The sequence below is a fragment of the Aurantiacibacter rhizosphaerae genome (assembly GCF_009807005.1).
In the GTDB taxonomy this organism is placed as follows: Bacteria; Pseudomonadota; Alphaproteobacteria; order Sphingomonadales; family Sphingomonadaceae; genus Alteraurantiacibacter; species Alteraurantiacibacter rhizosphaerae.
The window spans coordinates 606,675-629,600 of the sequence record NZ_WUBR01000001.1; the positions used below are offsets into that span (position 1 = coordinate 606,675).

Genomic DNA, 22,926 nt, shown 5'->3' on the forward strand with positions numbered 1-22,926 from the left:
CTGCCATGCGTTTCAATTCTTTCGCCTGCGCCGGAAAGTCGTTGCTTGCGCCAGCGCTCCTGCTCCCGCTGTATGCATGCAGTGATGCCGCCGCTCCGGTGGAGGAGGAAACTCCGGCAGCCGAGGCGGCTGTCGCTACCCCCGCTCCGGTTGCTTCCGAGGCGGTCACCGAGCCGGTCTCCGAGCCGCGATCTGATGCGCCAGTCGCCGCGTCGAGTCCGCAGCCTGCAACCACCAGTGCGCCCGTGCCTTCCGCTCGCAAGGTCGCGCCGGCACCCGTCGCAACCCCCACGCCGACGGCAGCCGCAACGCCCGCCGCTGATCCGCATGCGGGCCACGACATGACCACCATGTCCGACGAAGACATGAAAGCAATGGGACACAACTGATGAGCCAACGCAGAAATCCGACCCGTCGCCCGCTTCTCCCCATACTTGGCACGATGTTGCTCGCAGCCTGTACGGGCGCGGCGCAGGCAGCCAGCTTCACCATGTATCGCGATCCCAGCTGCGGATGCTGCGAAGCCTGGGCCGCGCACATGCGGCAGGGCGACCGGCACGAAGTCGCCACGGTCGATCACCCCGACATGGCGTCGGTAAAGACGCAGAACGGCGTCCCTGATGACCTTCGTTCGTGTCACACCCTGATCGCGGATCGCTACGTCATCGAGGGCCACGTACCCGCCGCCGAAGTCGAACGCCTGCTCGCGGAAAGGCCCGACTGGGTCGAAGGGCTCGCGGTCGCCGGTATGCCGCTCGGATCGCCCGGCATGGAAGCGGGGGGCAAAGTCCAACCGTACCAGGTAATAGCGTTCGGCAACGGCCGCCGCGAGGTTTTCGCATCCTATCCCTGATTTCAGTCATACGCACCTGCGAAGCAGAGGAGGCAATCCATGAGCTGTTGCGACACCCACCACGCAAATCACGCGGAAGGTGAAGCTACCGCCGTCGACCCCGTCTGCAGCATGAGCGTGACGATCGAAAGCGCGGCTCATGTCGCCGAGCACGATGGCGCGACCCATTACTTCTGTTCGGCACGATGCAAGGACAAGTTCGTCAGCGATCCGGAGCACTATCTGTCGGGCGCGCATCCCATGCAGGTCGAAGACGTTCCCGAAGGGACGATCTACACCTGTCCCATGCATCCCGAGATCCGGCAGGTAGGACCGGGAAGCTGCCCCATCTGCGGAATGGCTCTGGAGCCCGAGACGGTCAGCCTCGAGGATGGCCCCGATCCCGAACTCGTCGACATGACCCGCCGCTTCTGGGTCAGCGCGCTCTTCACCCTGCCGTTGTTCGCCTACGCGATGAGCGACATGGTGCCCGGGATCAGCTTCGACCGGCTGATCGAACCGGCACGTGCGCAATGGGCGCAGCTGGCCCTCGCTACACCGGTCGTACTTTGGGGCGGCTGGCCTTTCTTCGAGCGCGCATGGCAGTCGCTCAGGACCCGCAACCTCAACATGTTTACGCTGATCGGCTTCGGCGTTGCGATCGCATTCCTGTTTAGCCTCGTCGCGACTCTCCTTCCCGATATATTCCCGCCCGCCTTCCGCGATCATTCGGGTCGGGTTGGGGTATATTACGAAGCAGCGGCGGTCATCACCACGCTCGTCCTACTTGGCCAGGTGCTCGAACTCAGGGCGCGGGGCTCGACCTCGAGCGCGCTGCGTGCACTGCTCGAACTTGCGCCGCCGACCGCGCTCAAGATCTTCGGCAGCGGCGACGAGCGCGAAGTGTCGCTCGACCAATTGGCAAGCGGTGACCTGCTCCGCGTCCGCCCGGGTGACAAGGTGCCGGTCGATGGCGAAGTGACCGAGGGCGCGAGCGCCATTGACGAGTCCATGATCAGCGGCGAGCCGCTGCCTGTTTCCAAAAAGGCCGGCGACCAGGTGATCGGCGGAACGGTCAACCAGACCGGCGGCTTCGTTATGCGGGCGGGCGCGGTCGGCAAGGACACGATGCTGTCCAAGATCGTCCAAATGGTCGCCGAAGCTCAGCGCAGCCGCGCACCGATCCAGCGTCTGGCCGATCAGGTCGCGGCCTGGTTCGTGCCTTCCGTGGTCGTGATCGCGGTCGTTACCTTTATCGTCTGGGCCATCTGGGGGCCATTCCCCGCGCTTGCCTATGCGCTGGTCAACGCAATCGCCGTTCTCATCATTGCCTGCCCATGCGCGCTCGGCCTCGCAACGCCGATGTCGATCATGACCGGGACCGGCAAGGGCGCCCAGCACGGCATCCTCATCCGCAACGCCGAGGCGCTCGAGACGCTCGAAAAGATCGACACGCTGGTGGTCGACAAGACGGGCACTCTCACCATGGGCAAGCCTGATCTCGTCGCCGTCACTCCCCGAGTGGGCCTGGACGAGGCCGAGTTCCTTTCCGCCGTCGCCGCGGTCGAATCGGGGAGCGAGCATCCGCTTGCCCATGCAATAGTTGAAGGCGCCAAGGCGCGAGGCGTGGCGTTCGAGGCAGCGTCTGATTTGTCGTCGACTACCGGCGAGGGTGTCGAGGCGCGCGTGGGACCGCGGAAGGTCGCCATTGGTAACGAGAAACTGATGCGGCGGCTCGGTATCGATGATGCGGAATGGCTCGCGTCCGCAGAAGCCGGACGCTCCCAGGGCCAGACCGTGATGTTCGTGGCCATCGATGGCGCACCGGCAGGGCTGATCGCGGTCGCCGATCCGATCAAGCCGACCAGCGCTGCGGCCATTCGGGCGCTGCACGAGCGCGGGATCGAAGTGGTCATGCTGACCGGCGATAGCCGGGCCACCGCCGAAGCCGTGGCCCGCCAGCTCGGTATCGACGAGGTCGAGGCCAATGTGTCGCCCGAGGACAAGCATCGCAAGATCGAGGCTCTCAAGGCCGCCGGCAAGCGCGTTGCGATGGCAGGGGACGGCATCAACGATGCGCCGGCGCTGGCGGCGGCGGATGTCGGCATTGCGATGGGAACCGGCACCGACGTGGCAATCGAAAGCGCTGGCGTCACGCTGGTTCGCGGCGACCTGACCGGTGTTCTCCAGGCGATCGTCCTGTCGCGCGCCACCATGCGCAATATTCGCCAAAACCTCGTATTCGCGTTCGGATACAATGCGCTCGGCATCCCGGTGGCAGCGGGCGTGCTGTTTCCCGCCTTTGGCCTTCTTCTCAATCCAATGATCGCCGCCGCGGCCATGAGCCTCTCGTCGGTGTCGGTCATCGCCAATGCCCTGCGTCTTCGCGGGCTCAGCCTTCCAACCTTGAGCGAAGGTCGGGCATGATCGCGGCAACGGCTATCGGAATAGCGCTCTTCCTTGCTTCGCTGACATTGCATCTCGCCATGCTGCGCCTGGCGAAGAAGCTTGCACCGCCGGGGCTTGCGCCGACCGGTCTGAGACTAACGGGCGGCTCATTGCTCGTTCTCATCAGCCACATGATGGTAGCCGTTGTCTTCGCGGCCGGTTTCGCATGGGCAGCCTCGCTCGGTCTTGGCGGGTTCGCCAAGGAACCGGCCATGTTGCCCATGGATTATTATTACTTCGCCCTGATCACCGTGACGACAGTGGGCCTGGGCGACATCTATCCAACCGATCATCTCAGGGTGATTGCGGGCATCGCGTCGCTGACGGGTTTCATCCTGATCAGCTGCACAGCCCAGTACGTATACAAGACGATGAGCCAACAGGAGGATTGAATGGCTGACAACCACAGCGCGGACCACCAGCAGAACGGTGGTGGAAGCCACTACTGGCGCTTCATGGCGATGGTGGCGACGTCGACCGCGATCATGTTCGGCCTGATGTATCTAAACACATACGAGCTTAATCACGTGTTCTGGAGCGAGACGCGCTTTTGGATGACGTTCGTTATGGGCGGCATGATGATGATCGTCATGCTCCTCTTCATGTGGGGCATGTACAAGGACAAGACCAAGAACTTCATCATCCTGGGCGTAGGCGCGCTGGTCTTTGCGGTGGCGCTGTGGCTGGTCCGCAGCCAGGCGACCGTCAACGACGAAGAGTACATGTCCGCTATGATCCCTCACCATTCGATCGCAATCATGACGAGCGCGCGGGCCGAGATCACCGATCCGCGTGTTCGCAAGCTGGCGGACTCGATCATCGAGGCTCAGGTCAAAGAAATTGCAGAGATGAAGTTGCTGATCGAAGATATCGAAAGGAACGGTGAGATGGGCGACGGCACGCCACTCCCCGCGCGGACGACCGATCTCACACCAGAGCTATTGCAGGAAGCCAAACAGGCGGTTGAGCGTCCTATCAGCCCGGAGGTGCGCGACGAGGTTACGGTGGACGAATAGAAGCTTCGAGATGATTTATCCCGCAATTTGCGAAAACGTGAATTTGCGGGATAACCACGTGATCGGATGGCTGTGCGAAGGTGGTTTGCTGACCGTTCTTGCTGACTTGCAATGACGATATCAAAGCGGGATTAGCGCTAATGCTGAGTCCTGAAAAAGGCATCGAACCAATGCATTAGACGGGTTTTGAGGGCCTTTTGAGGGCTTTTTGGAGATAGCCGAATTTCTAACCATCTGATAAGACTTAAAAAACTAGCTCGAATGTGATGCCTCTTCTGGCACCATTTCAAAAGTTTTCTCCAAAAATTCGACTCACCGCGCGAGCGCGATCAGGCGCTTTGCAGTATGGGGTCAGCAAGGCCGATGTCTTCGGCGCGGGCGAAGTTGCCGTGGAGGCCGAAGCGCAGCCGGATGGGCACGTTGATCGTTGCCAGCGGGCCTTTCTCAATATCCAGGGCATCGAAAATCAGCAGGTCGCTGCGGTGATCTTCTAGCCTGTTGCAAACCAGTACGATCCAGCCGTCACCCTCCGGCGCATCCTTGGTGCGCGGTATGAAGCATGGTTCCTGCAAGGAGGAGACGGGGCCGCACCACCAGTGCTTTTCCGCTCCTGTTTCCAGATCTTTCAGGAACAGGCAATTCATCATGAAGCCGGTGGCGCTGCCGCCTTTCAGTTCGACCGGGCGATCCATGTCGACTTCAAGGCCCCAGGTGTAGCGGTTCTTTTGTCCGGTGAAGCGGTCATCGATGCGGGGGAATTCGCTGGCGGTATCGGTCAGCCGTTTGATCTCGGCAAATTCATCCGTGTTGCTGGCAAGGTCCACGGTCCAGCGGGTAAGGCGCGGCATGGCTGCGATCGGATCGAAGGGCGCGCCATGCACATCGGGGAAGAAGGGGAAGGCGTTGTTCTCTCCTTCGGGCGCGATGAAATGGATCTTCGTGCCATCCTGCCATGCATTCACGGTGTGGCTGGCAAAGCAATTGTCGCGCTTGAACCAGCGGATATCTGAATCGCGCAGATCATCCCGGCGCGGAATGATGCCCAGGTACACGGGCATCGTTGTGTCAAAGCCGAAATGCGGCTTACCATGCTCCAGCCTTTCCCAGCTGCCCACGGACGGCACGATGTGCAGCACCAGATAATCTGGTGTGATCGCGAAATCGTGCATCATGCAGTAGTATGGCACCTTGAACCATTCCTCGCGCACAAGCTTTCCGGCGCTGTCTATCTCCATGTAGGAAACGTCATCGGTGCAAAGGCCGCTGGCGGCATAGCCGAGGGCCACCATGTTGCCGGTGGCGGGGTCGATTTTCGGATGGGCAGTGAAAGTCTGGCTTTTCATCGCGCCGTCGAATGTTTCGAAGCTTTCGCTCTCCATCGTCACCGGGTCCATGATCAATGCCGGAGAATCCTCCTTCATCGCCCACAGCTTTCCGGCGAAGAGCCAGGCATTGGTGTTTGCGGTGGAGCGCAGCCTGCCCGTCACGCTTTCATCATCGGTGAGGGGGTTGCGATAGGCGCCGAACAGGGCCTCGCCAGCGTCACGCTCCAGCTTCCATTTGTCTGTCTGGGCCCAGCGTTGCCTGAAATCGCACTGGCCATCGTGGAAATGGAAACGGCTGATCATGCCATCCCCGTTGAACGGAATGTCATCGCCCAAGCGCGGCGGGAATTGCGGATCGGGCTGAACGCGGAAGAAGGCACCGTTCAGCCCTTCGGGGATCGTCCCTTCGTGCTGCAGGTCCATGATGTCAGCCTCTATCCGGCTGGGCGTGTTGAAGCCTGTGAAGCTGGGCGTATCGGGAAAGGTGCTCATCACTGCATGACCTTGGCTGAAACTGGATCGTGTCAACAATACAGGGAGGTTTGCATCTTTGCAATTATCGGTCATTGTCAACACAATGACCGGAATGATGCATCAATCCTCCTCCACCGCAGCCTCCAGCGCGGCGCGAACCTTTTCGATCAGGGCATCGAACTGGGCAATTTCATCTGCTGAAAGATCGCTGGTGAGATTGCGATGGAACTCTGCCCGCGTGGCCAGCACCTTGCGATACAGGGCCTTGCCCTTGGCCGTGAGTTTCAGCACCTGCATCCGGCGATCCGAGGCATCTTCCTTGCGCGCCAGCAAGCCTTGGGTTTCAAGCGCGGATACCGCGCGGCTTACCTCGGCCCGGTCGGCGCGCGCCTGCTCTGCGATCAGGCCCACCGTTGCGCCATCCGCGGTGCTGCCCAGCCGTGCGATAACGCGCCAGTGGGCATATGAAATGCCGAATTTCTCTGACAATTGCCGGATCGTCAGCCGGTCCATCACCTTTGCCAGCAGGGCCATTCTGAAGGTGGGGAAGTCCAGGTCTTCCAGGTGCCAGCCGGATAATTCCACGGCCGATATCTGCGGAGTTTTATCGTCAGCCAAATCCAGATCCCTGCGTGCGTTTGCGGTTTCGAACATGCGGCAGATTGCGGCGACAAGTCTATGCCGCTACACGCCGCTTTGTGCGATTCATTGATTAGTCATGCAATGTAGCCCCGGCAATGCGCGCAACGGATTTTTCGCGAATGCCATATCGGGAATAGTAAGGTCAGACCATGGACGGCGATTTGCAAGCCTTTGATTACATTGTGGTTGGCGCAGGCTCTGCCGGATGCACGCTGGCGGCGCGATTGTCCGAAGATGCGGATAACACGGTGCTGCTGGTGGAAGCCGGCAAGCGGGAAAACGATCCGCTGCTGTCCATGCCCATCGCCTTTCCCATCGTGATGGGCGTGAAGCGGTACAACTGGAATTATGCGGGCGAGGAAGAACCCTTCGCCGATAATCGCTGCATCCGCCAGCCGCGGGGGAAGGGGCTTGGCGGCTCCTCCCTCATCAACGGCATGCTTTATGCGCGGGGCAACGCGCGCGATTACGATGAATGGCGCCAGCTAGGGCTGGAGGGGTGGAGCTATGACGATGTCCTGCCCTACTTCAAGAAATCGGAGAACCACTGGGGCGATGCGGACGAATACCACGGCAAGGGCGGGCCGCTTTCCATCACCAAGCATATTCCCGATGATGAACTGTTCCCCCGCTTCATCAAATCGGCCGAGAAGCTGGGCTACAAGACGCAAGAGGATCACCACGGGCCGGATCAGGAAGGTTGGGGGTCGCCGGATATCTCCATCCACAAGGGGCGGCGCGGATCGACGTCCTCCCGCTTCCTGTTCCCGGCGATGGACCGCCCGAACCTGGCGGTGATCTCCGAAGCGCATGCCACCCGGATCGAGATCGAGGATGGCCGCGCCGTTGCCCTGCATTACCGGCAGGGCGGCCCGAACGGCAACGATCACCGCGTGGCGGCGAACCGCGAAATCGTGCTGAGTGGCGGCACCTATAATTCGCCGCAATTGCTGATGCTTTCCGGCATCGGTCCGGCGGATCACCTGCGCGAACATGGCATTGATGTGGTGCATGATCTGCCCGGCGTGGGTCGCAATCTGCAGGATCACCCATCCGTGGCGATGATCTGGAAAGCGGATCGCAAGGTCACGCTGAACCCTGAACTGCGGTATGACAGGATTGCGCTTTCCGGCCTGCAATGGCTGCTGACGGGCAAGGGGCGGCTGGCCAATATGCCGGTGACGGCCAATGGCTTCATCAAGACGCGCCCTGATCTGGAACGGCCCGATGCGCAATGCCTGCTCCAGCCCACCACCATTTTCGCGCGGCCATGGTTTCCGGGGATTCGCAAATCCGCGGATGACGTGATCTCGATGGCCTGCGTGCTGCTGCGCGCGGAAAGCCGGGGCTGGGTAAAGCTGCGCTCTGCCGATCCGTTCGATGCCCCGCGCATCCTCAACAATGTTTTGAAGGAGGAGGCGGACAAGGCCTTCTTCCGCCGCCTGATCCCGCAAATCCGGCAGATCATGGCAACCTCTCCCGTGGCAGATGTGATCAAGGGTGAAGTCGCCCCCGGCCCCGAAGTGCAGAGCGATGACGAAATCGATGCTTGGCTGCGCCAGGCCACCAACACCGCGCTGCATCCCACCAGCACTTGTGCGATGGGTACCGGCCCCGATGCCGTGTGCGATGATCAGTTGCGCGTGCGCGGGATCGCCGGGCTGCGCGTGGCCGATGCCTCCGTCATGCCGCGCATCGTGGGCGGCAACACCAATGCCGCCGCCATCATGATTGGCGAAAAGGCGGCTGACCTGATCAGGCATGGTGGCCATGCAGCCCGTCAGCAGGCGGCGGCATGACATACGATTACATCATCGTGGGCGCAGGCTCTGCCGGGTGCGTGCTGGCCAATAGGCTCAGCGCCGATCCGGGCAATTCGGTGCTGCTGCTGGAAGCGGGCGGAGAGCATCGGCATTTCCTGCTGGACATGCCACTGGGCATGATGCGGGCGATGTTCAAATCGCAGTTCGTGTGGCGATACAAATCGCAGCCCGAACCGCATCTGGGCAGGCGCGAGATCATGCTGCCGCGTGGGCGCGTGCTGGGGGGATCATCCTCCATCAACGGCATGTTCTACATGCGCGGCCATTCCAGCGATTTTGACGAGTGGCGCCAGCAGGGCTGCACCGGCTGGAGCTATTCCGAGGTGCTGCCCTACTTCAAGCGCATGGAAAACCACTGGAGCGACGACACCCGCTGGCACGGCCATGATGGCCCGCTGGAAGTGGTGCCGGTGCAGACGGAAGGCCGCCTGCACGAACCGCTGATGGAAACTGCCGAGGCCGCAGGGTTCAGCACCAGCGACAATCTGAACGGCGAGGTGGAGGAAGGCTTTGCCCGCGGCGAGCTGACCGTGGACAGCAAGGGCCGCCGCGCCAGCACGGCGCGCGCCTATCTCGATCCGGTGCGCGATCGCGGCAACCTCACCGTGATGACCGGCGCGCTCACCCGAAGGGTGCTGCTGGATGGCAAGCGCGCAACCGGCATCGAGTTTGACCATGAGGGCGAGCGCAGGACGGCCAATGCGCGAACCGAGGTGATCCTGTGCGGCGGCAGCTACAATTCGCCGCAACTCCTGATGCTGTCGGGCATCGGCCCCGCCGCGCATCTGCAGGACAAGGGTATCGCCGTGCAGCACGATCTACCGGGCGTGGGCCGCAACCTGTCCGAACACCCGCGCGTGCCGGTGCATTTCGGCCTGCAGAAGCCCGTCAGCTTCCTCAACGAACTGCGCGCGGACAAGGTGGCGCTGTCGGTGCTGAAATGGCGACTGCTGGGCACGGGCAGCTTCGCCAGCCAGTTGAACAGCTGCAACATCGTGATCCGCACCCGGCCAGAACTGGAGCGGCCCGATATCCAATTGTGGAGCAACCCCATCCGCATGGATGCGCAGGTGTGGTTCCCCTTCTTTCGCAAGCGGCAGGACGATCGCATCACCGCCGACGTGATCCTGCTGCATCAGCAGAGCCGCGGCTGGCTGGAACTTGCATCCGCCGATCCGCAGGATTTTCCCGCCATCACGCTTAACATCTTCTCTGACGCTGCAGACCTGCGCACCGCGCGTGACGGCATTCGCCTGGCGCGCGAAATCTATCGCACAGAGCCGCAGGCCAGCCTGACAGGTGAGGAAATCCTGCCCGGCGAGGATTTGCAGAGCGATGAAGAACTGGACGAATACATCCGCGCCCGCGCCGAGGTGACGCAGCATCCCGTCGGCACCTGTTCGATGGGCACAGGCTCGATGAGCGTTGTCGATCCGCAGCTGCGGGTTCACGGCATCGCTGGCCTTCGCGTTGTCGATGCCTCCATCATGCCGACCGTTCCCGGCGGCAACACCAATGCGCCCACCATCATGGTGGCCGAAAAGGCCGCGGACATGATCCTCGGCAAAGATCCGCTTCCCGCGCAAGATGTGCGCCAAACCAGCCAATCCCTGTCAGGAGCCTGACCCATGAATATGCCCGTCGACATTTCCATCCTCGATGATCTTCGCAAAGACTTGTCCGCCAGATCGAGAGAGCTTTTCATCGGCGGCAAGTTCCAGCCAGCCGCATCGGGCGAAACCTTCGCCGTGATCGATCCCGCCACGGGGGAGGAGTTTGCCTCTGTCGCATCGGGCGATGCGCAAGACATCGATCTGGCGGTGAAATCCGCGCGGAAATGCTTCGATAGCGGCGCATGGTCCGGCCAGACCCCGGCGCAGCGCGCCCGTGCGCTCACCCGCCTTGCCGATCTGGTGGAAGCCAACGGCAGCCGCATCGCGCTGACCGAAACGCTGGACAATGGCATGCCGATGATGATGGCATTCTTCGGCGGCGTGTCCGCCGCATCGGAGCAGCTGCGATACAATGCCGGCTGGGCGACGAAGCTGAACGGGGAAACCTTCACCCCCTCCAACCCCGGCGAATGGCATGCCTTCACCACCCGCGAACCCGTGGGCGTGGTGGGCGCGATCGTGCCGTGGAACTTCCCCTTCGTGATGGCCGTCGCCAAGATTGCCCCGGCGTTGGCCGCGGGCTGCACCGTGGTGCTGAAACCTGCCGAGCAGACACCGCTATCGGCGGTGATCCTGGCAGAGCTGATTGCCGAGGCAGGCTTCCCCGAAGGCGCCGTCAACATCGTTACCGGCTATGGCAAAACGGCGGGCGCGGCACTGGTGGAACACCCGCTGGTGGACAAGATCTCCTTCACCGGCTCCACCGCCACGGGCAAGGGCATCGTCCACGCCTGCACGGATAACCTCAAGCGAGTGACGCTGGAACTTGGTGGCAAGAGCCCGGTGGTGATCTTCGGCGATGCCGATCTGTCGAAAGCCATTCCCGGCACCGCGATGGGCATTTTCGGCAATGCGGGCCAGGTATGCGCCGCCGGATCGCGCCTGTTCGTGCACGAAAGCGTGCGGGACGAGGTGATGGAAGGCCTTGCCGGTTTCGCCAAATCGCTGAAGCTGGGATCGGGCCTGTCGCCTGAAACGCAGATGGGGCCGCTGGTCAGCCAGGTGCAGTTCGACAGGGTCAGCAGCTATATCGACAGCGCCACCAGCGAAGGCGCCACCACGGTTACCGGCGGCGGGGCAGCATCGGTGGATGGGAGCGAGGGCGGCTACTTCATGCAGCCGACAGTGCTTGCCGATACGGCACCCGGCATGAAGGCGGTGGAAGAGGAAATCTTCGGCCCCGTGCTGTGTACGCAGACCTTTGGTGATGACGATCTCGAGCAGGTGGCAGCTGCCGCCAATAATACCAGTTTCGGCTTGTCCTCCGCCATTTGGACGCGGGACATGTCCAGCGGACTGAAACTGGCGAAGCGCATTCGTGCAGGCATGGTGCGTATCAACGGCGGGGCTGGCGGCCCCGATCCGGCGATGCCGCTGGGCGGGTTCAAGCAATCGGGCTGGGGCCGCGAGAATGGCCGCAACGGGATCGAGGCTTATACAGAGATCAAGTCCGTCACGATCAACCTGTAAGCTTGCGCGGCCTCAAACGCATTCCACCCCGGCGGTGAGGCCGGGGTGGAATTTGTCGTTCGGCATCGATGCGAAGTCGCGGCGCCTGGCCGCGTCTTCAATCAGACGGCTGAGCGTGAAGCGTCGTCGATGATGAAGCGCCATCCGCCGTCGGCCTGCTTCTGAATAACCTCGATGCCGCCACCCGTCATTTCCTGCAGTACGCCATCCGGATTTTGGAAATTCAGGCGCCAGTGATTGGTCGTCAGCGCAATATCCTTGTAAACCAGGTGCTTGCGATTGCCCAAAACGATGGTCGGCTTGATCGCCAGCAACCCTTCGAAATCGCTGCGAACATCGCTGCGACCGGCCAGCATCTTTTCGTCCGGGTTCAGATAGGTGACGTCTTCGACATACAGGTCCGTCAGGCCATCCAGATCGCCCGCGTTGAAGCGTTCCTGCCAGGCATCGTAAAAAGCATCGATGTCGGTCACCGGAGCCGCTGCGCTAGCCGTTGTCGCATGCGCCACTGCGGAGCCTGCGCCGATTTTCACGGCCAGTGCGCCGGCTGTTGCCACGCGCAGGAATTCACCGCGCGAAAGGCTGGGCCAGCTCACGTCAGAGGCCAAAGTCTCACGCGATCCGCCGTCTTTCAGGCTTTCCCATGCTTTGTTGATTGATCCGATCACGATATCTTCTCCTAAAATCGCTTGCGCGGGGCCGTTAGGGGCCAGGCACCCACGTGCTTTACCGAGGCCACAGTTTCGGCGCGGCAATGCAGCGGGGCAATCGCATTTCAGGCCAGTAATCGGTGTCTTGCGGCCTTTGGACCGGGCGGGGCGCGGGCAATGCCTCGCTCCAGATGCCTAGATGGCGGAGGCCAGGCCCAGCACGCCGCCCTGATCCGCACCACCTTCAACCTGCATCTCGTCTCGGACGAAATCAACGAAGGCCCGCACTTTCGACAGGGCGAAATTTCCGCGTGGAAAAATGATGTGCAGGGGCAGACTTCTGGTAACGATATCGGTCAACAGCGGCTCCAGCCGGTTGGCGGCGATATCGTCCTGCACCAGGAAACGCGGCAGATAGCTGATGCCGAGCCCTTCCAGCGTGGCCTCTCTTGCCATGCGAACCGAATTGCTCGTCAAAGGCCCGCGATTGACGGCGACGGACACATCTTCGGACAACCGCCATTCGCCCACCTTGGAAAGGTGCGTTTCAACGATGCAGGTGTGATCCTTCAGATCGTTGGGAGCGGTGGGCCGATCGGTCTTGTCGAGATAGCCGGGCGCCGCCACCAGAACCATTGAATAATCGCGCAACCGCACGGATTCCAGGCTGGCATCGAAGGTGTCGCCGATCCAGAAGGCCACGTCGAACCGGCCTTTCAGCATATCCACCTTGCTGTCCGACAGGTTGAGGAACAACCTCATGTCGGGATAGGTCTTCAGGAAGCGCGGGACGATGGAAGTGAGATCGAACAGCGATGCGACAACCGGCGCATTGACCTTCAGTTCTCCACGCGGCTTTGACAGCATGCCGGTGATGATCTGGTTGGCCTCGTTCACCTCGTCCACGATCCTGGCGCAGCGCGCATACATCTCGCGCCCGGCAGGGGTGAGGGAAACGGACCGCGTCGTGCGATCCAGCAGGCGAACGCCAGCGCTCTGTTCCAGCTTGGCGATCTGCCGACTGACGGCAGCCTTTGAGTATCCTAGAAGCTTGGCAGCGTTCGAAAAGCCACCTGTGCTTACGACTGCGGCGAACGAAATCATCGCCATTACATTGCCCAGGTCAGGTCTGTCTTCCATGCATTCTTCCCTCCTTGAACAGTTGGCCAGAGTCAATCAGCATGAGCCCGACTACCAACATCCATTGTTGCGTCTGTGCAAAAATATGTTCAATATAAGATCAACTGTTGCATGCGCGGTAACTCTGCGCGAGTATGCAATCACGAGAAAATTAACAGTTCGCGATTCGGTTCGCGATGGATGACGGAGAATTATTTATGGCAGCCCAACGGTCCGAAGCAGCCCTGCGCGACGAGCGAAGCCAGTTTCACCCTTTCACCTCGATCAATGACATGAAGGCCGATGGTCCGATGATGATTGAATCGGGCTCCGGTGTTCGCATTCGCGACATTCATGGCAAGGAATATCTGGACGGCATGGCCGGGCTGTGGTGCTGTAACCTGGGTTATGGTCGCAAGGAAATCACCGATGCGATCACGCAGCAGAGCGAGAAGCTGTCGTTCTTCCACACGTTCAACAACATGGGTATCGACGTAGTCGGCGAATGTGCGGAGGAGCTGCTGAAGCGCGCACCGGTGCCGATGTCGAAGATTTTCTTCGGCACTTCCGGCAGCGATGCCAACGAAACCCAGCTTAAGATCATCTGGGTTTACAACAACCTGCGTGGCAAGCCGGAAAAGAAGAAGATCATCTCCCGCTGGAACGCCTATCACGGTTCCAGCGTGGCGACGGCCAGCCTGACCGGCCTGCCGGGCATGCACAAGCTGTTCGACCTGCCCAAAGGCCCAATTCTGCATGTCAGCGCGCCGTATTATTATCGCAACGCGCCCGAAGGCATGTCGGAGCGTGATTTCTCCCGTCATCTGGCGAAGGAACTGGAAGATACGATCGAGCGTGAAGGCGCCGATACGATTGCAGCCTTCTTTGCCGAGGCGGTGATGGGTGCAGGCGGCCTCATTCCCCCGCCCGAAGGTTACTTCGACGAGATCGTGCCGATCCTGAAGAAAAACGACATTCTGCTGGTCGCCGATGAAGTGGTTTCGGGTTATGGACGCCTCGGCACGTACTGGGGCGCGCAGTCCTACGGGTTCGAGCCTGATCTGATCACCTCTGCAAAGGGTGTGACCTCGGGCTATTTCCCGATGTCGGCAGTGTTCGTATCGCCAAAGGTGTGGGACGTGCTGGATGCCGGCGCCGGTGAAATCGGTGTGTTTGGCCATGGCTACACATATTCGGGCCACCCGGTGGGCGCGGCCGCCGCGCTGGCAGCGCTCAAGCTGATCGATGATCTTGAAGTCGTTAAGAACGTGGCCGACGTTGGTCCTTACATGAAGCAAGCTCTGCATGACCGGCTGGGTCAGCATGCCCATGTCGGCGATATTCGCGGCAAGGGCCTGATGCTTGGCATCGAACTGGTGAAGGATCGCGGAACGAAGGAAGCCTTCCCGATGCAGGACCGCACCGGTCGCAAGGTTTTCAAGGCTGCGGCAGAACGTGGCCTGATCACCCGTATGCTGGGCGATACCCTGGTATTTGCTCCGCCGCTGGTGATGACCCGCGCAGATGCGGACGAGCTTGTCGACAAGTTCGCCCTGGCAGTGGAAGACGTGGTCGGCAACTGATCGCCAACCTTCCCAATTGTCGGCGCGTCGGGCGCAGGAGAAAGACGTTATGAACCATAGCGAAGCTAACGCCGTGCCCTGCGCCGATGCGCAGCCGCCCAGAATTACGCAGACAGGACTGTTCAGCGCAATTCTGGTCGGCCTTGTGGGCGCGATGGTGATTTTCATCACGCCCGGCTTCCTGGCCGTGATCGCGCAGATGACCGGCTTTGACGACGATCAGCTAGGCTATCTGGTGGCCTGGGACATCAATGCCATGGCGGTGGCCATCGGGCTCAGCACCTTTGCGCTGGCCCGCGTTTCCTGGCGAAAGGCGGTGGCGCTGGGCCTGGCGCTGATTATCCTCGGCAACGTCCTCACCGTGCTGCTGAACGGGTTTGAGGCGATTGTGGCCGCGCGTGTCGTGGCCGGATCGGGTGCGGGCATCGCCATCGGCTTTTCCTTTGCTGCGCTGGGCCGGGCGAAAAACCCGGATCGCGCGTTTTCCGTCTATCTGGTGGTGGGCTACTTGCTGGCCTCCGCCTATCTCTACGCGATGCCCTCGATCATGGGGGCCATCACACCGCAAACGCAGCTGCTGATCTTTGCCGGTATCAATGCCTTGGTACTGCTGTCGCTGGGTGCGCTGCCGGATGGCAGCAAGGATGAGGTCGATATCTTTGCCGAAGGCGGCAAAATCGATCTGCCCTATTCCGCAGGCGCGCTGATCAGCGTGTTCCTGCTGTTCTTCGCCGTGGTGGGCGTGTGGTCCTATTCAGAGCGGATCGGCGCGGCCAGCAATCTGTCACCCGAAGTCATCGCCACGGGCCTTTCGGTCGGAACGATGGCCGGCGTTCTGGGTGCGGGCCTTGCCGGCGTTCTTCCCCGTGTATGGGGTCGGGCAATTCCGATCACTTTGAGCGGCATCGCCTGCCTGATCGGCTTCCTGCTGTATCGCGGCGACGTTTCGCCCACGGCGTTCACAATTGCCACCGTGCTGACGATGCTGAGCTGGAACTTCAGCCAGCCGCTGCTGTCAGGTCTGTGTTCGGAGGCTTGCAGCCGTGGCCGCGTGGTGTGCGCCATGGGTTCAATCCAGACCTTCGGTTCCGGCCTTGGCCCGGCAGTGGCGGCGGCCACCCTCGTCAGCGGATCGTTCGATCTGATGATCTACGGTGCCTGTGCAACGCTCATCCTGAGTGTGGTGATCGCGGTTGCGACGACGACGAGAGCGCGCAAGATCAGCTAGCTGTCGATCGGCTGGCGAATGCAGCGTCGGTGTCTGCGTGCGCCAGGCTGCATTGTGTTCAGGCCAAGTGCCTCGAACCGCTCCATCAAATCCAATCATAAAAAAGAGGCCGGAGGTTCGGGTCCTGACCCAAAGCCTCCGGCCTCTTTTTCTCGTCTGCAAAGCGCTTGGGCAAAGTTGCCCCTGGCCGTGATTTAAAGGAACACGGCCCGCGACAGTCCGCCATCAACGGCAATGGACTCGCCGGTAATCCCGCTGCCCAGCTTGGAGCACAGGAAGACGATGGGATCGGCCACTTCTTCCACTTCCAGCATCCGCTTCAGCGCAGCCGGATCGCCGGCTTCGCGTGCCGTGATGGCTTCCACGGTGGTGCCTTCTTCCTCGGCCATCTCGGCAAACCATTCCTCGATATGCTCTGTACGGGTCACGCCGGGGTGGATGATGTTCACGGTGATGCCATCCTTGCCGACTTCATCGGAAAGCGTCTTGGTGAAGTGGACCAGCGCCGTATTGCGCATGCCCGACAGTGCCTCGGTGCAGCGCGCCGTCAGGCCGCCGACATTCACGATGCGGCCCCAGCCAGCCTTGCGCATATAGGGAACGCAGGCTTTCGCGGTGCGGAAGTAGCCGAACAGCTTGGTGTTGAGGTCAAGCATCAGCATGTCCTCGTCCGCTTCCTCGATCGCGTTGCGCACCAAGCCGCCGGGGGCAGCCGCGCAATTCACCAGGATGTGAACGCCGCCGAATGTCTCGGCCGTTTTAGCCACCAGTGCTTCCACCGATTCCTTCGATGTGGTGTCGGTCGGCACCACGATGATCTCGCCGCCGGTTTCCTTGCGCAGTTCCTCTGCCGCTGTCTCCAGCTTGCTTTGCGTGCGCGCGGCGATTGCCACCTTGGCGCCTGCCAGCAGCAGCTTGCGTGCCGTTTCCTTGCCGATGCCAACACCGCCGCCGGTGATGACGGCCACCTTATCCTTTAGTCCAAGCTCCAGGCTCATTTCACTTCTCCTGCTATTGATCATTGCAGACAGAGACGCGCGCCATCGTGGCACCGCCAAAGTCTATGTGGATTACATCGTCGTTATAAATCTGCGTGGCGCCAGTGCAGGTGCCAGAAGCAATCAGCTGGCCCTTGCGCAGGGTTTCCCCCTCCTTATCGCGCAGCCAGTTCGCCAGCCAGACCACGGCATCAAGCGGATTGCCCATCACCAGGGATGTAGCCCCCTCGGCAACTTCATCGCCATTGCGCGTGAGCGATACGGGCATGTCGGCAAAGGTATCGTCCCAACCATCGGTCAGCTTTTGCCCCAGCACCAGGGCATGGCCCATCACATTGTCCGCAATCAGCAGGGGGAGGGGCAGGTCCGTGGTGACAAAGCGGCTGCGCACGATTTCTATTCCGGCGTGAATGGCCCTGATCGCGGGGACGAGATCCTCGCGCGTATAGGCGCCTGCCTTGGGGGCAAGGTCCTCGCCCATTTCGAACACCACTTCGGCCTCGGCATACATTTCCGGCGGGGCGAAGGCGATTGTCTTATCCTGTGTAGAGATCGCCGCGGCGGGCAAGCGGCCAACCAGCGGCTCAGCTGCGCCGAAGGCATCACGCGATCCTTGACTGGTCAGCCCCAGTTTCCAAGCTTTTACCGGCGATGCGCCACGCGCGGCCACCCCGCGCTGGATCGCGTAGGCCTGATCCGCATCCAGTGACCGCTGCGGAAGTTCCACCTGCGATCCGGTGCCGGCTTCGAACAGAGCCTGTTCGAGCTCGCTTTGGTAGTCCTGCAATGGAATCTCCTGTGCCGGTTGGCAGCGATTTTATTGTCCCGCTTATGCAACAACGAAACTTTTAAATCCAGTATTGTTTACAAATATGGATTGCGCTATCTAGGTTTCGGAATCGCCAGACAGGCGTCGTTTGCGCGCCTTTTGCGCGCCTGCATTTCGATTGTTGAGGTAATGATATGAACGAACAGACCGCTATTCACGCCCAGGCCGATCAGCTTGGTGCCGCACTCGCGAAGGGTCCGCGCGGACTGATCATCGACGGCAAGACCGTGCAGGCGCAGTCGGGCAAGACCTTTGCCACGGTCAATCCGGCCACCGGCCAGGAAATCTGCCAGGTTGCCCATGGCGATGCCGCCGATGTCGATCTGGCGGTGCGCGCCGCGCGCAGGGCGCTGGAAGATCCTTCCTGGCGCAATATGAGTGCGGTCGATCGTTCGAAGGTGCTGAACCGTCTGGCCGACCTGATCGAGCGCGACGCTGCCGAACTGGCCGTGCTGGAATGCATGGATAATGGCAAGCCCGCCGCGCTGACGCAGGCAGTCGAGATCGAGGGTTCGATCAAGACCTTCCGCTATTTCGCCGGTTGGCCCACCAAGTTTGGCGGTGAAACGCTGCCGGTATCACCGCGCAGCGGGGCACAGATCCTGAACTACACCGTGCGGGAGCCTGTGGGCGTTTGCGGCCTGATCGTGCCGTGGAATTATCCGATGTCGATGGCTGCCTGGAAGGTGGCGCCGGCTCTGGCCGCGGGTTGTACCGTGATCCTGAAGCCTGCCGAGCAGACGCCGCTGACGGCCCTGCGCCTTGCCGAACTGGCACTTGAAGCTGGCGTTCCGCCAGGGGTCTTCAACGTGATCACCGGCTTTGGTGAAGCTGGCGCTGCGCTGGTCGATCATCACGGCGTCGACAAGGTGGCCTTCACCGGCTCCACCGCCGTGGGCAAGGCCATCGTGCGCGGTGCCACCGGCAACCTCAAGAAGGTTAGCCTGGAACTGGGCGGCAAGTCTCCGCAGATCGTATTGCCCGATGCGGATCTGGATGCTGCGGCAGCCTCGATCGCGGCAGGCATCTTCTTCAACCAGGGCCAGACCTGCACCGCAGGCTCGCGCCTCTATGCGCACTCCTCCATCAATGATGAGCTGCTGTCGCGCATTGCCGATCAGGCTGCGCAGCTCACCATCGGTAACGGTCTTGATGAAGGCGTAAACTTCGGTCCGCTGGTCTCGCAAGAGCAGTGGGACCAGGTGAATTCCTACGTCGATATCGGCAAGAACGAAGGTGCCGACATCATGATCGGCGGCTCTCGCCCAACAGGCATGGATGACGGCTTCTTCTTTGAGCCCACGATCATGCGCAACGCCGGCCCGGACATGCGCATCGTGCGCGAGGAAATCTTCGGCCCCGTTCTCAGTGCGCTGAGCTGGGACGATGTGGATGATCTGGTGACGCAGGCGAATGATTCCGATTTCGGCCTGTCTGCCGGCATCTGGACGAACGATATCAAGCAGGGCCATCGACTGGCCGGCGCAGTGAAGGCCGGCACGGTCTGGATCAACTGTTTCAACCTTGTCGACAACGCCACGCCATTCGGCGGTTTCAAGCAGTCGGGCTGGGGTCGTGAGCACGGCCGTCAGTCGATGGAACTCTACAGCGAGATCAAGAGCGTGTGGGTCAACTTGAGCTGACACGCGCCTTTCCCAAACAGAAAACAGACACAGGAGCAGGTATGAGCAAGACTATCATAGTCGCCACCGATGGGCAGGCGCTTATCCGTACGCATGACGAGGGCGAGAACTGGTATCGCATCAATATTGGCCAGGATCTGGAATATGATGACCGGGTTCGCTGCCTGCTGGTCGATCCCGCCGATCCCACGGCGCTGTTTGCCGGTGCGGAAAAGGGCCTGTTCTACAGTTCCGATCGCGGCGTTCACTGGAGTCGCGTTGAATGTGCGCTGGATGGGTTTTCCGTCTGGAAGATCGTTGCCAGCGAAAGTGACCCCAAGGTGATGTACGCAGGCACCGGCGCGCCCACGCTCTCCATCCTCTTCCGCTCACGCGATGGTGGCAAGACCTGGGAGCGTACGACGCTGGAAATGCCGGAATTCTGCGCCGGGGTTAACCGCCCGCGCATGCTGGCGCTGGCCGTCGATCCCGATGATGCCAATGATGTATGGGCAGGCGTGGAAGAAGGCGGCCTGCACCGCAGCCGCGATGGCGGCGATACGTGGGAACGGATCGACACCAACTGGTCCGAATTCGGTGGCAATTCCGACATTCACGATATCATGGTTCTGAAGCAGCCCGATGGTTCCAAGGTGCATCTCGCCCTGACGGTGATTGCACTTTATCGCTCCACGGATGATGGCAAGACCTGGACCCGCCAGCCCGCGAAGGAGACCTGGGGTCTTCGCTATTCTCGCCTGCTGCTGCGCAAGCCGGGCAGCAGCCAGGATGTGGCCGTGGGCATCGGCGATGGCACGCCCGGCACGCAGGCTTCGATCCTGGTGTCCAACGACGCTGGCCAGACCTGGACGAAGTCCGAACTCGACAAGCCTTCGAACTCGTGCATGTGGGCCTTTGGTGCCAACCCCGAAGACCCCGATTACTTGCTGGCCGCCAGCAAGTTCGGCTATCTCTACCGCTCCACCGATGCCGGCAAGACCTGGGCAAAGGAATGGCGCGAATTTAACGAGGTGACGGATATCACCTGGGTGCCTGGTGTTCCGGAAGACTTGGGGCTGCCGCATGTCACAAACTGAGAAATCCCCGATCCGGGTGGCAAAGATCGCCCACATCGTGCTGTTCGTGAAGGATCCTGAGGCTTCGGCCAAATGGTACAGCGATGTGCTGAACATGAAGCTGGTCGCGCGGGCTGGAGACGGCCCCTACAAGGGCGGCGTCTTCATGAGCTTCGGCCTCAGCGATCATGACATCGCGCTCTTCCCCGGTGACGCCGAAGGCGAGAAGGGCAAGGAGTTCGAGCATATCGGGCTGATGATGGACGGCACCAGCATGGACGATCTTCGCCGCAACTATTCCTTCTTCAAGGAACGCGGCGTCAAGATTGCCGAAATCCTCGATCACGGCGTGTCGACCGGCATCTATTTCTACGATCCCGACGGGCACATGCTGGAAGTTTTCTGCCAGCGGATCGATCAGGAAGGCGGCGCCTCGCAAGCCGAATTGAACCGCAATCAGGGCCAGGCCGAACCGGTCGACCCGACGCTGCTCTGATCCCACCATCGATGGGCGAGCCTGCCGCCAAGGCGGTTCAGACTTAGCGATCCCTCGTTGAATACAGGAATATCATAATGACGACCTACGCACCGAATTTCGGTCCTTTCCACGTTCGCAAATGGTTCAGCCAGGTTGAAGAGATCTGGGCCGGTGAAACCGGTGCCGCTGCGGATGGAGAGCCGGTGATCAAGTTCATGATCGGCGCCTGCATCAAGAACCCCTATGCGGGTGAATTCGTGGAAGACCTTTCGGCATGGATCGAAGGTTCGCCCCAGCTTGGCATCGAGATCGGTCGCCGGCTCAACGCCCTTTCGGGCGGCGCCAAGATCGAAAGCTATGGCAAGGCGATCATGGTGGGCCTGGACGGCGAGTATGAGCACGGCAACGCCCTGCTGACGAACCCCGCAGCCAACCCCGTGCGCGATGCCGTGGGCGGCGGCGCATCCTGGGTTCCCTCCACCGGCAAGCGCGGCGTTCCCGGCACGATCCTGGATATTCCGTTCGGCCACAAGGACGCTCTCTATGTCCGCTCTCACTATGACACGATGAGCGTTTCGTTCGACGATGCGCCCAACCGCGATGAAGTGATCGTGTGCTGGGCCTTCGCCACGCGCGGACGTCTCAACGCCCGGCTCGGCGGCCTCAAGGCTGAAGATGCCGAGGGCAACGGGCTTACCTGATCGATGGCGAATAACAGCGTCTCCACCCCCGGCGGGGCCCCCGTTCCCGTTACGGAACTTGAATCGGAACGGACCCGCCGCATCGCCAGTGGCGACACGGGCATTTTCGTACGCGAATGGGGCGATGAGGATGCGCCCGCGATCGTGCTGTTGCATGGTTTGCGCGGCTATTCCGGCACGTGGAGAACGCTGGCTTCGCAGCTGAAAGATCGCTGGCGCCTGATTGCGTTCGACACGCGCGGGCGCGGCAGCAGCGACTGGGACCCGGACCGCAACTATTACACCGACGCCTATCTGGCGGATCTCGAAGCCGTCGTGGACGGGTTGGGCCTAGAAAACTTCGTGCTGGTTGGCCATTCGATGGGTGGCACGACCTCCTATTGCTATGCCGCAAAGCATCCGGACCGCGTGAACGCTCTCGTCGTAGAAGATATCACGGCCGGCTCCTCCGTAACCGGCGCAGGTTTCGAACGTATCGTGGCAGAGATGAATGCTCTGCCCACCCGGTTTGCCAACTGGGCGGAGGCGCGGGCCTATTGGCGCAAGCTGCGGCCCAATGTTTCCGATGCTGCAATTGAAGAGCGCCTGTTTGAATCCATGCGCGAAGGCGAAGGCGAAGGTGACGAGGTGATCTGGCGCTATGATGCCGATGGCATCGTGGCCACCCGCGTTAAGCCCGACAGCGCCCGCGTGGTTGACCTGCATCCCGTTATTTCGGCCATTCGCACGCCCACGATGGTGGTCCGCGGTGGCCGCTCCGATTTCTGCAATCTCGACAAGGTCAGGGAACTCGAAGCAGCGAACCCCGTCCTGACGCACGCCAGCGTGGAGGAGGCATCGCACTACGTCCATGACGACGCCCCCGAAAGCTTCCTGCGACTGGTGGAAGGCTTTCTTGCAGGGGTAAAGGCCTGCCGCAGCGCGACCCGATAAGAAAAG

General features: G+C 61.3%; 21 protein-coding genes. 15 read left to right on the plus strand and 6 right to left on the minus strand.

What is annotated here, in order from left to right; all coding sequences use genetic code 11:
- Window positions 1–5: 5 nt before the first annotated feature.
- From GRF63_RS02830 to GRF63_RS02850, 5 genes are read left to right on the plus strand one after another with little or no spacing between them, the layout of a single operon-like run.
- Window positions 6–389: a hypothetical protein gene (locus GRF63_RS02830; protein ID WP_109808973.1), complete on the plus strand. Its 384-nt coding sequence runs from the start codon at window positions 6–8 to the stop codon at window positions 387–389.
- Entirely contained in the window at window positions 389–853 is a 465-nt protein-coding gene (locus GRF63_RS02835; protein ID WP_144097308.1) for a DUF411 domain-containing protein, read from the plus strand. The genes GRF63_RS02830 and GRF63_RS02835 overlap by 1 nt, the downstream gene beginning before the upstream one ends.
- A gap of 39 nt (window positions 854–892) precedes the next feature.
- A complete protein-coding gene (locus GRF63_RS02840; RefSeq protein ID WP_160484470.1) occupies window positions 893–3,259 on the plus strand; it encodes a heavy metal translocating P-type ATPase in 2,367 nt (788 codons plus the stop codon).
- Window positions 3,256–3,672, plus strand: a complete 417-nt coding sequence (locus tag GRF63_RS02845) for an ion channel (protein ID WP_109808976.1) — start codon at window positions 3,256–3,258, stop codon at window positions 3,670–3,672. The genes GRF63_RS02840 and GRF63_RS02845 overlap by 4 nt, the downstream gene beginning before the upstream one ends.
- Entirely contained in the window at window positions 3,673–4,296 is a 624-nt protein-coding gene (locus GRF63_RS02850) for a DUF305 domain-containing protein (RefSeq protein WP_193504476.1), read from the plus strand.
- 329 nt (window positions 4,297–4,625) lie between these two features.
- Here the strand turns inward: GRF63_RS02850 and GRF63_RS02855 are convergent, their stop codons facing one another.
- On the minus strand, window positions 4,626–6,113 hold the full coding sequence (locus tag GRF63_RS02855) for a lignostilbene-alpha,beta-dioxygenase (RefSeq protein WP_160484471.1): 1,488 nt from the start codon (window positions 6,111–6,113) through the stop codon (window positions 4,626–4,628).
- Between the two features lie 102 nt (window positions 6,114–6,215).
- Window positions 6,216–6,713: a MarR family winged helix-turn-helix transcriptional regulator gene (locus GRF63_RS02860; RefSeq protein WP_160484472.1), complete on the minus strand. Its 498-nt coding sequence runs from the start codon at window positions 6,711–6,713 to the stop codon at window positions 6,216–6,218.
- Window positions 6,714–6,886: 173 nt separating this feature from the next.
- On the opposite strand from GRF63_RS02860, the gene GRF63_RS02865 reads away from it, so the two are divergent.
- The 3 genes from GRF63_RS02865 to GRF63_RS02875 are packed head-to-tail and all read left to right on the plus strand — an operon-like array spanning window position 6,887 to window position 11,703.
- Window positions 6,887–8,536: a GMC family oxidoreductase gene (locus tag GRF63_RS02865; RefSeq protein ID WP_160484473.1), complete on the plus strand. Its 1,650-nt coding sequence runs from the start codon at window positions 6,887–6,889 to the stop codon at window positions 8,534–8,536.
- On the plus strand, window positions 8,533–10,185 hold the full coding sequence (locus tag GRF63_RS02870; protein WP_160484474.1) for a GMC family oxidoreductase: 1,653 nt from the start codon (window positions 8,533–8,535) through the stop codon (window positions 10,183–10,185). Before GRF63_RS02865 ends, GRF63_RS02870 begins: the two co-directional genes overlap by 4 nt.
- 3 nt (window positions 10,186–10,188) lie before the next feature.
- Window positions 10,189–11,703, plus strand: coding sequence for an aldehyde dehydrogenase family protein (locus GRF63_RS02875; RefSeq protein ID WP_160484475.1), 1,515 nt, complete (start codon window positions 10,189–10,191; stop codon window positions 11,701–11,703).
- Window positions 11,704–11,804: 101 nt separating this feature from the next.
- Here the strand turns inward: GRF63_RS02875 and GRF63_RS02880 are convergent, their stop codons facing one another.
- Both GRF63_RS02880 and GRF63_RS02885 read right to left on the minus strand, forming a co-directional pair.
- Entirely contained in the window at window positions 11,805–12,371 is a 567-nt protein-coding gene (locus tag GRF63_RS02880; protein ID WP_160484476.1) for a DUF4440 domain-containing protein, read from the minus strand.
- Between the two features lie 177 nt (window positions 12,372–12,548).
- The gene (locus tag GRF63_RS02885) at window positions 12,549–13,493 is read right to left on the minus strand and encodes a LysR family transcriptional regulator (RefSeq protein ID WP_237392261.1); all 945 of its coding nucleotides are present in this window, start codon (window positions 13,491–13,493) and stop codon (window positions 12,549–12,551) included.
- 197 nt (window positions 13,494–13,690) lie between these two features.
- Between GRF63_RS02885 and GRF63_RS02890 the strand changes: the two genes are divergently transcribed.
- On the plus strand, window positions 13,691–15,055 hold the full coding sequence (locus GRF63_RS02890) for an aminotransferase (protein WP_160484477.1): 1,365 nt from the start codon (window positions 13,691–13,693) through the stop codon (window positions 15,053–15,055).
- A gap of 49 nt (window positions 15,056–15,104) precedes the next feature.
- Window positions 15,105–16,283 (plus strand): MFS transporter, encoded by a 1,179-nt coding sequence (locus tag GRF63_RS02895; protein ID WP_160484478.1) that lies wholly within the window; start codon window positions 15,105–15,107, stop codon window positions 16,281–16,283.
- Between the two features lie 194 nt (window positions 16,284–16,477).
- On the opposite strand, the gene GRF63_RS02900 is transcribed toward GRF63_RS02895, so the two are convergent.
- Both GRF63_RS02900 and GRF63_RS02905 read right to left on the minus strand, forming a co-directional pair.
- On the minus strand, window positions 16,478–17,281 hold the full coding sequence (locus GRF63_RS02900; RefSeq protein WP_160484479.1) for an SDR family NAD(P)-dependent oxidoreductase: 804 nt from the start codon (window positions 17,279–17,281) through the stop codon (window positions 16,478–16,480).
- Window positions 17,282–17,294: 13 nt separating this feature from the next.
- Complete coding sequence (locus GRF63_RS02905; protein ID WP_202131549.1) at window positions 17,295–18,068, minus strand: 2-keto-4-pentenoate hydratase; 774 nt, start codon at window positions 18,066–18,068, stop codon at window positions 17,295–17,297.
- Window positions 18,069–18,244: 176 nt separating this feature from the next.
- Here GRF63_RS02905 and GRF63_RS02910 point away from each other — a divergent pair, with 176 nt between their 5' ends.
- From GRF63_RS02910 to GRF63_RS02930, 5 genes are all read left to right on the plus strand, one after another.
- The gene (locus GRF63_RS02910; protein WP_160484480.1) at window positions 18,245–19,753 is read left to right on the plus strand and encodes an aldehyde dehydrogenase family protein; all 1,509 of its coding nucleotides are present in this window, start codon (window positions 18,245–18,247) and stop codon (window positions 19,751–19,753) included.
- A 41-nt stretch (window positions 19,754–19,794) separates the two neighbouring features.
- A complete protein-coding gene (locus GRF63_RS02915; protein ID WP_202131550.1) occupies window positions 19,795–20,829 on the plus strand; it encodes a WD40/YVTN/BNR-like repeat-containing protein in 1,035 nt (344 codons plus the stop codon).
- Entirely contained in the window at window positions 20,816–21,304 is a 489-nt protein-coding gene (locus GRF63_RS02920) for a VOC family protein (protein ID WP_160484481.1), read from the plus strand. The genes GRF63_RS02915 and GRF63_RS02920 overlap by 14 nt, the downstream gene beginning before the upstream one ends.
- Before the next feature lie 77 nt (window positions 21,305–21,381).
- Window positions 21,382–21,987 carry an amino acid synthesis family protein gene (locus GRF63_RS02925; protein ID WP_160484482.1) on the plus strand — a complete coding sequence of 202 codons (606 nt, stop codon included), beginning with the start codon at window positions 21,382–21,384 and terminating at the stop codon, window positions 21,985–21,987.
- Window positions 21,988–21,990: 3 nt separating this feature from the next.
- Entirely contained in the window at window positions 21,991–22,920 is a 930-nt protein-coding gene (locus GRF63_RS02930) for an alpha/beta fold hydrolase (protein ID WP_160484483.1), read from the plus strand.
- Window positions 22,921–22,926 lie beyond the last annotated feature (6 nt).

What these genes read in the sequence shown, in the direction of transcription:
- GRF63_RS02890 (WP_160484477.1), top strand. Translation starts at nt 13,691, where the DNA reads ATGGCAGCCCAACGGTCCGAAGCAGCCCTGCGCGACGAGCGAAGCCAG.
- GRF63_RS02885 (WP_237392261.1), bottom strand. Translation starts at nt 13,493, where the DNA reads ATGGAAGACAGACCTGACCTGGGCAATGTAATGGCGATGATTTCGTTC.
- GRF63_RS02870 (WP_160484474.1), top strand. Translation starts at nt 8,533, where the DNA reads ATGACATACGATTACATCATCGTGGGCGCAGGCTCTGCCGGGTGCGTG.
- GRF63_RS02930 (WP_160484483.1), top strand. Translation starts at nt 21,991, where the DNA reads ATGGCGAATAACAGCGTCTCCACCCCCGGCGGGGCCCCCGTTCCCGTT.
- GRF63_RS02855 (WP_160484471.1), bottom strand. Translation starts at nt 6,113, where the DNA reads ATGAGCACCTTTCCCGATACGCCCAGCTTCACAGGCTTCAACACGCCC.
- GRF63_RS02865 (WP_160484473.1), top strand. Translation starts at nt 6,887, where the DNA reads ATGGACGGCGATTTGCAAGCCTTTGATTACATTGTGGTTGGCGCAGGC.
- GRF63_RS02840 (WP_160484470.1), top strand. Translation starts at nt 893, where the DNA reads ATGAGCTGTTGCGACACCCACCACGCAAATCACGCGGAAGGTGAAGCT.
- GRF63_RS02920 (WP_160484481.1), top strand. Translation starts at nt 20,816, where the DNA reads ATGTCACAAACTGAGAAATCCCCGATCCGGGTGGCAAAGATCGCCCAC.
- GRF63_RS02895 (WP_160484478.1), top strand. Translation starts at nt 15,105, where the DNA reads ATGAACCATAGCGAAGCTAACGCCGTGCCCTGCGCCGATGCGCAGCCG.
- GRF63_RS02835 (WP_144097308.1), top strand. Translation starts at nt 389, where the DNA reads ATGAGCCAACGCAGAAATCCGACCCGTCGCCCGCTTCTCCCCATACTT.
- GRF63_RS02845 (WP_109808976.1), top strand. Translation starts at nt 3,256, where the DNA reads ATGATCGCGGCAACGGCTATCGGAATAGCGCTCTTCCTTGCTTCGCTG.
- GRF63_RS02925 (WP_160484482.1), top strand. Translation starts at nt 21,382, where the DNA reads ATGACGACCTACGCACCGAATTTCGGTCCTTTCCACGTTCGCAAATGG.
- GRF63_RS02850 (WP_193504476.1), top strand. Translation starts at nt 3,673, where the DNA reads ATGGCTGACAACCACAGCGCGGACCACCAGCAGAACGGTGGTGGAAGC.
- GRF63_RS02915 (WP_202131550.1), top strand. Translation starts at nt 19,795, where the DNA reads ATGAGCAAGACTATCATAGTCGCCACCGATGGGCAGGCGCTTATCCGT.
- GRF63_RS02910 (WP_160484480.1), top strand. Translation starts at nt 18,245, where the DNA reads ATGAACGAACAGACCGCTATTCACGCCCAGGCCGATCAGCTTGGTGCC.
- GRF63_RS02900 (WP_160484479.1), bottom strand. Translation starts at nt 17,281, where the DNA reads ATGAGCCTGGAGCTTGGACTAAAGGATAAGGTGGCCGTCATCACCGGC.
- GRF63_RS02830 (WP_109808973.1), top strand. Translation starts at nt 6, where the DNA reads ATGCGTTTCAATTCTTTCGCCTGCGCCGGAAAGTCGTTGCTTGCGCCA.
- GRF63_RS02875 (WP_160484475.1), top strand. Translation starts at nt 10,189, where the DNA reads ATGAATATGCCCGTCGACATTTCCATCCTCGATGATCTTCGCAAAGAC.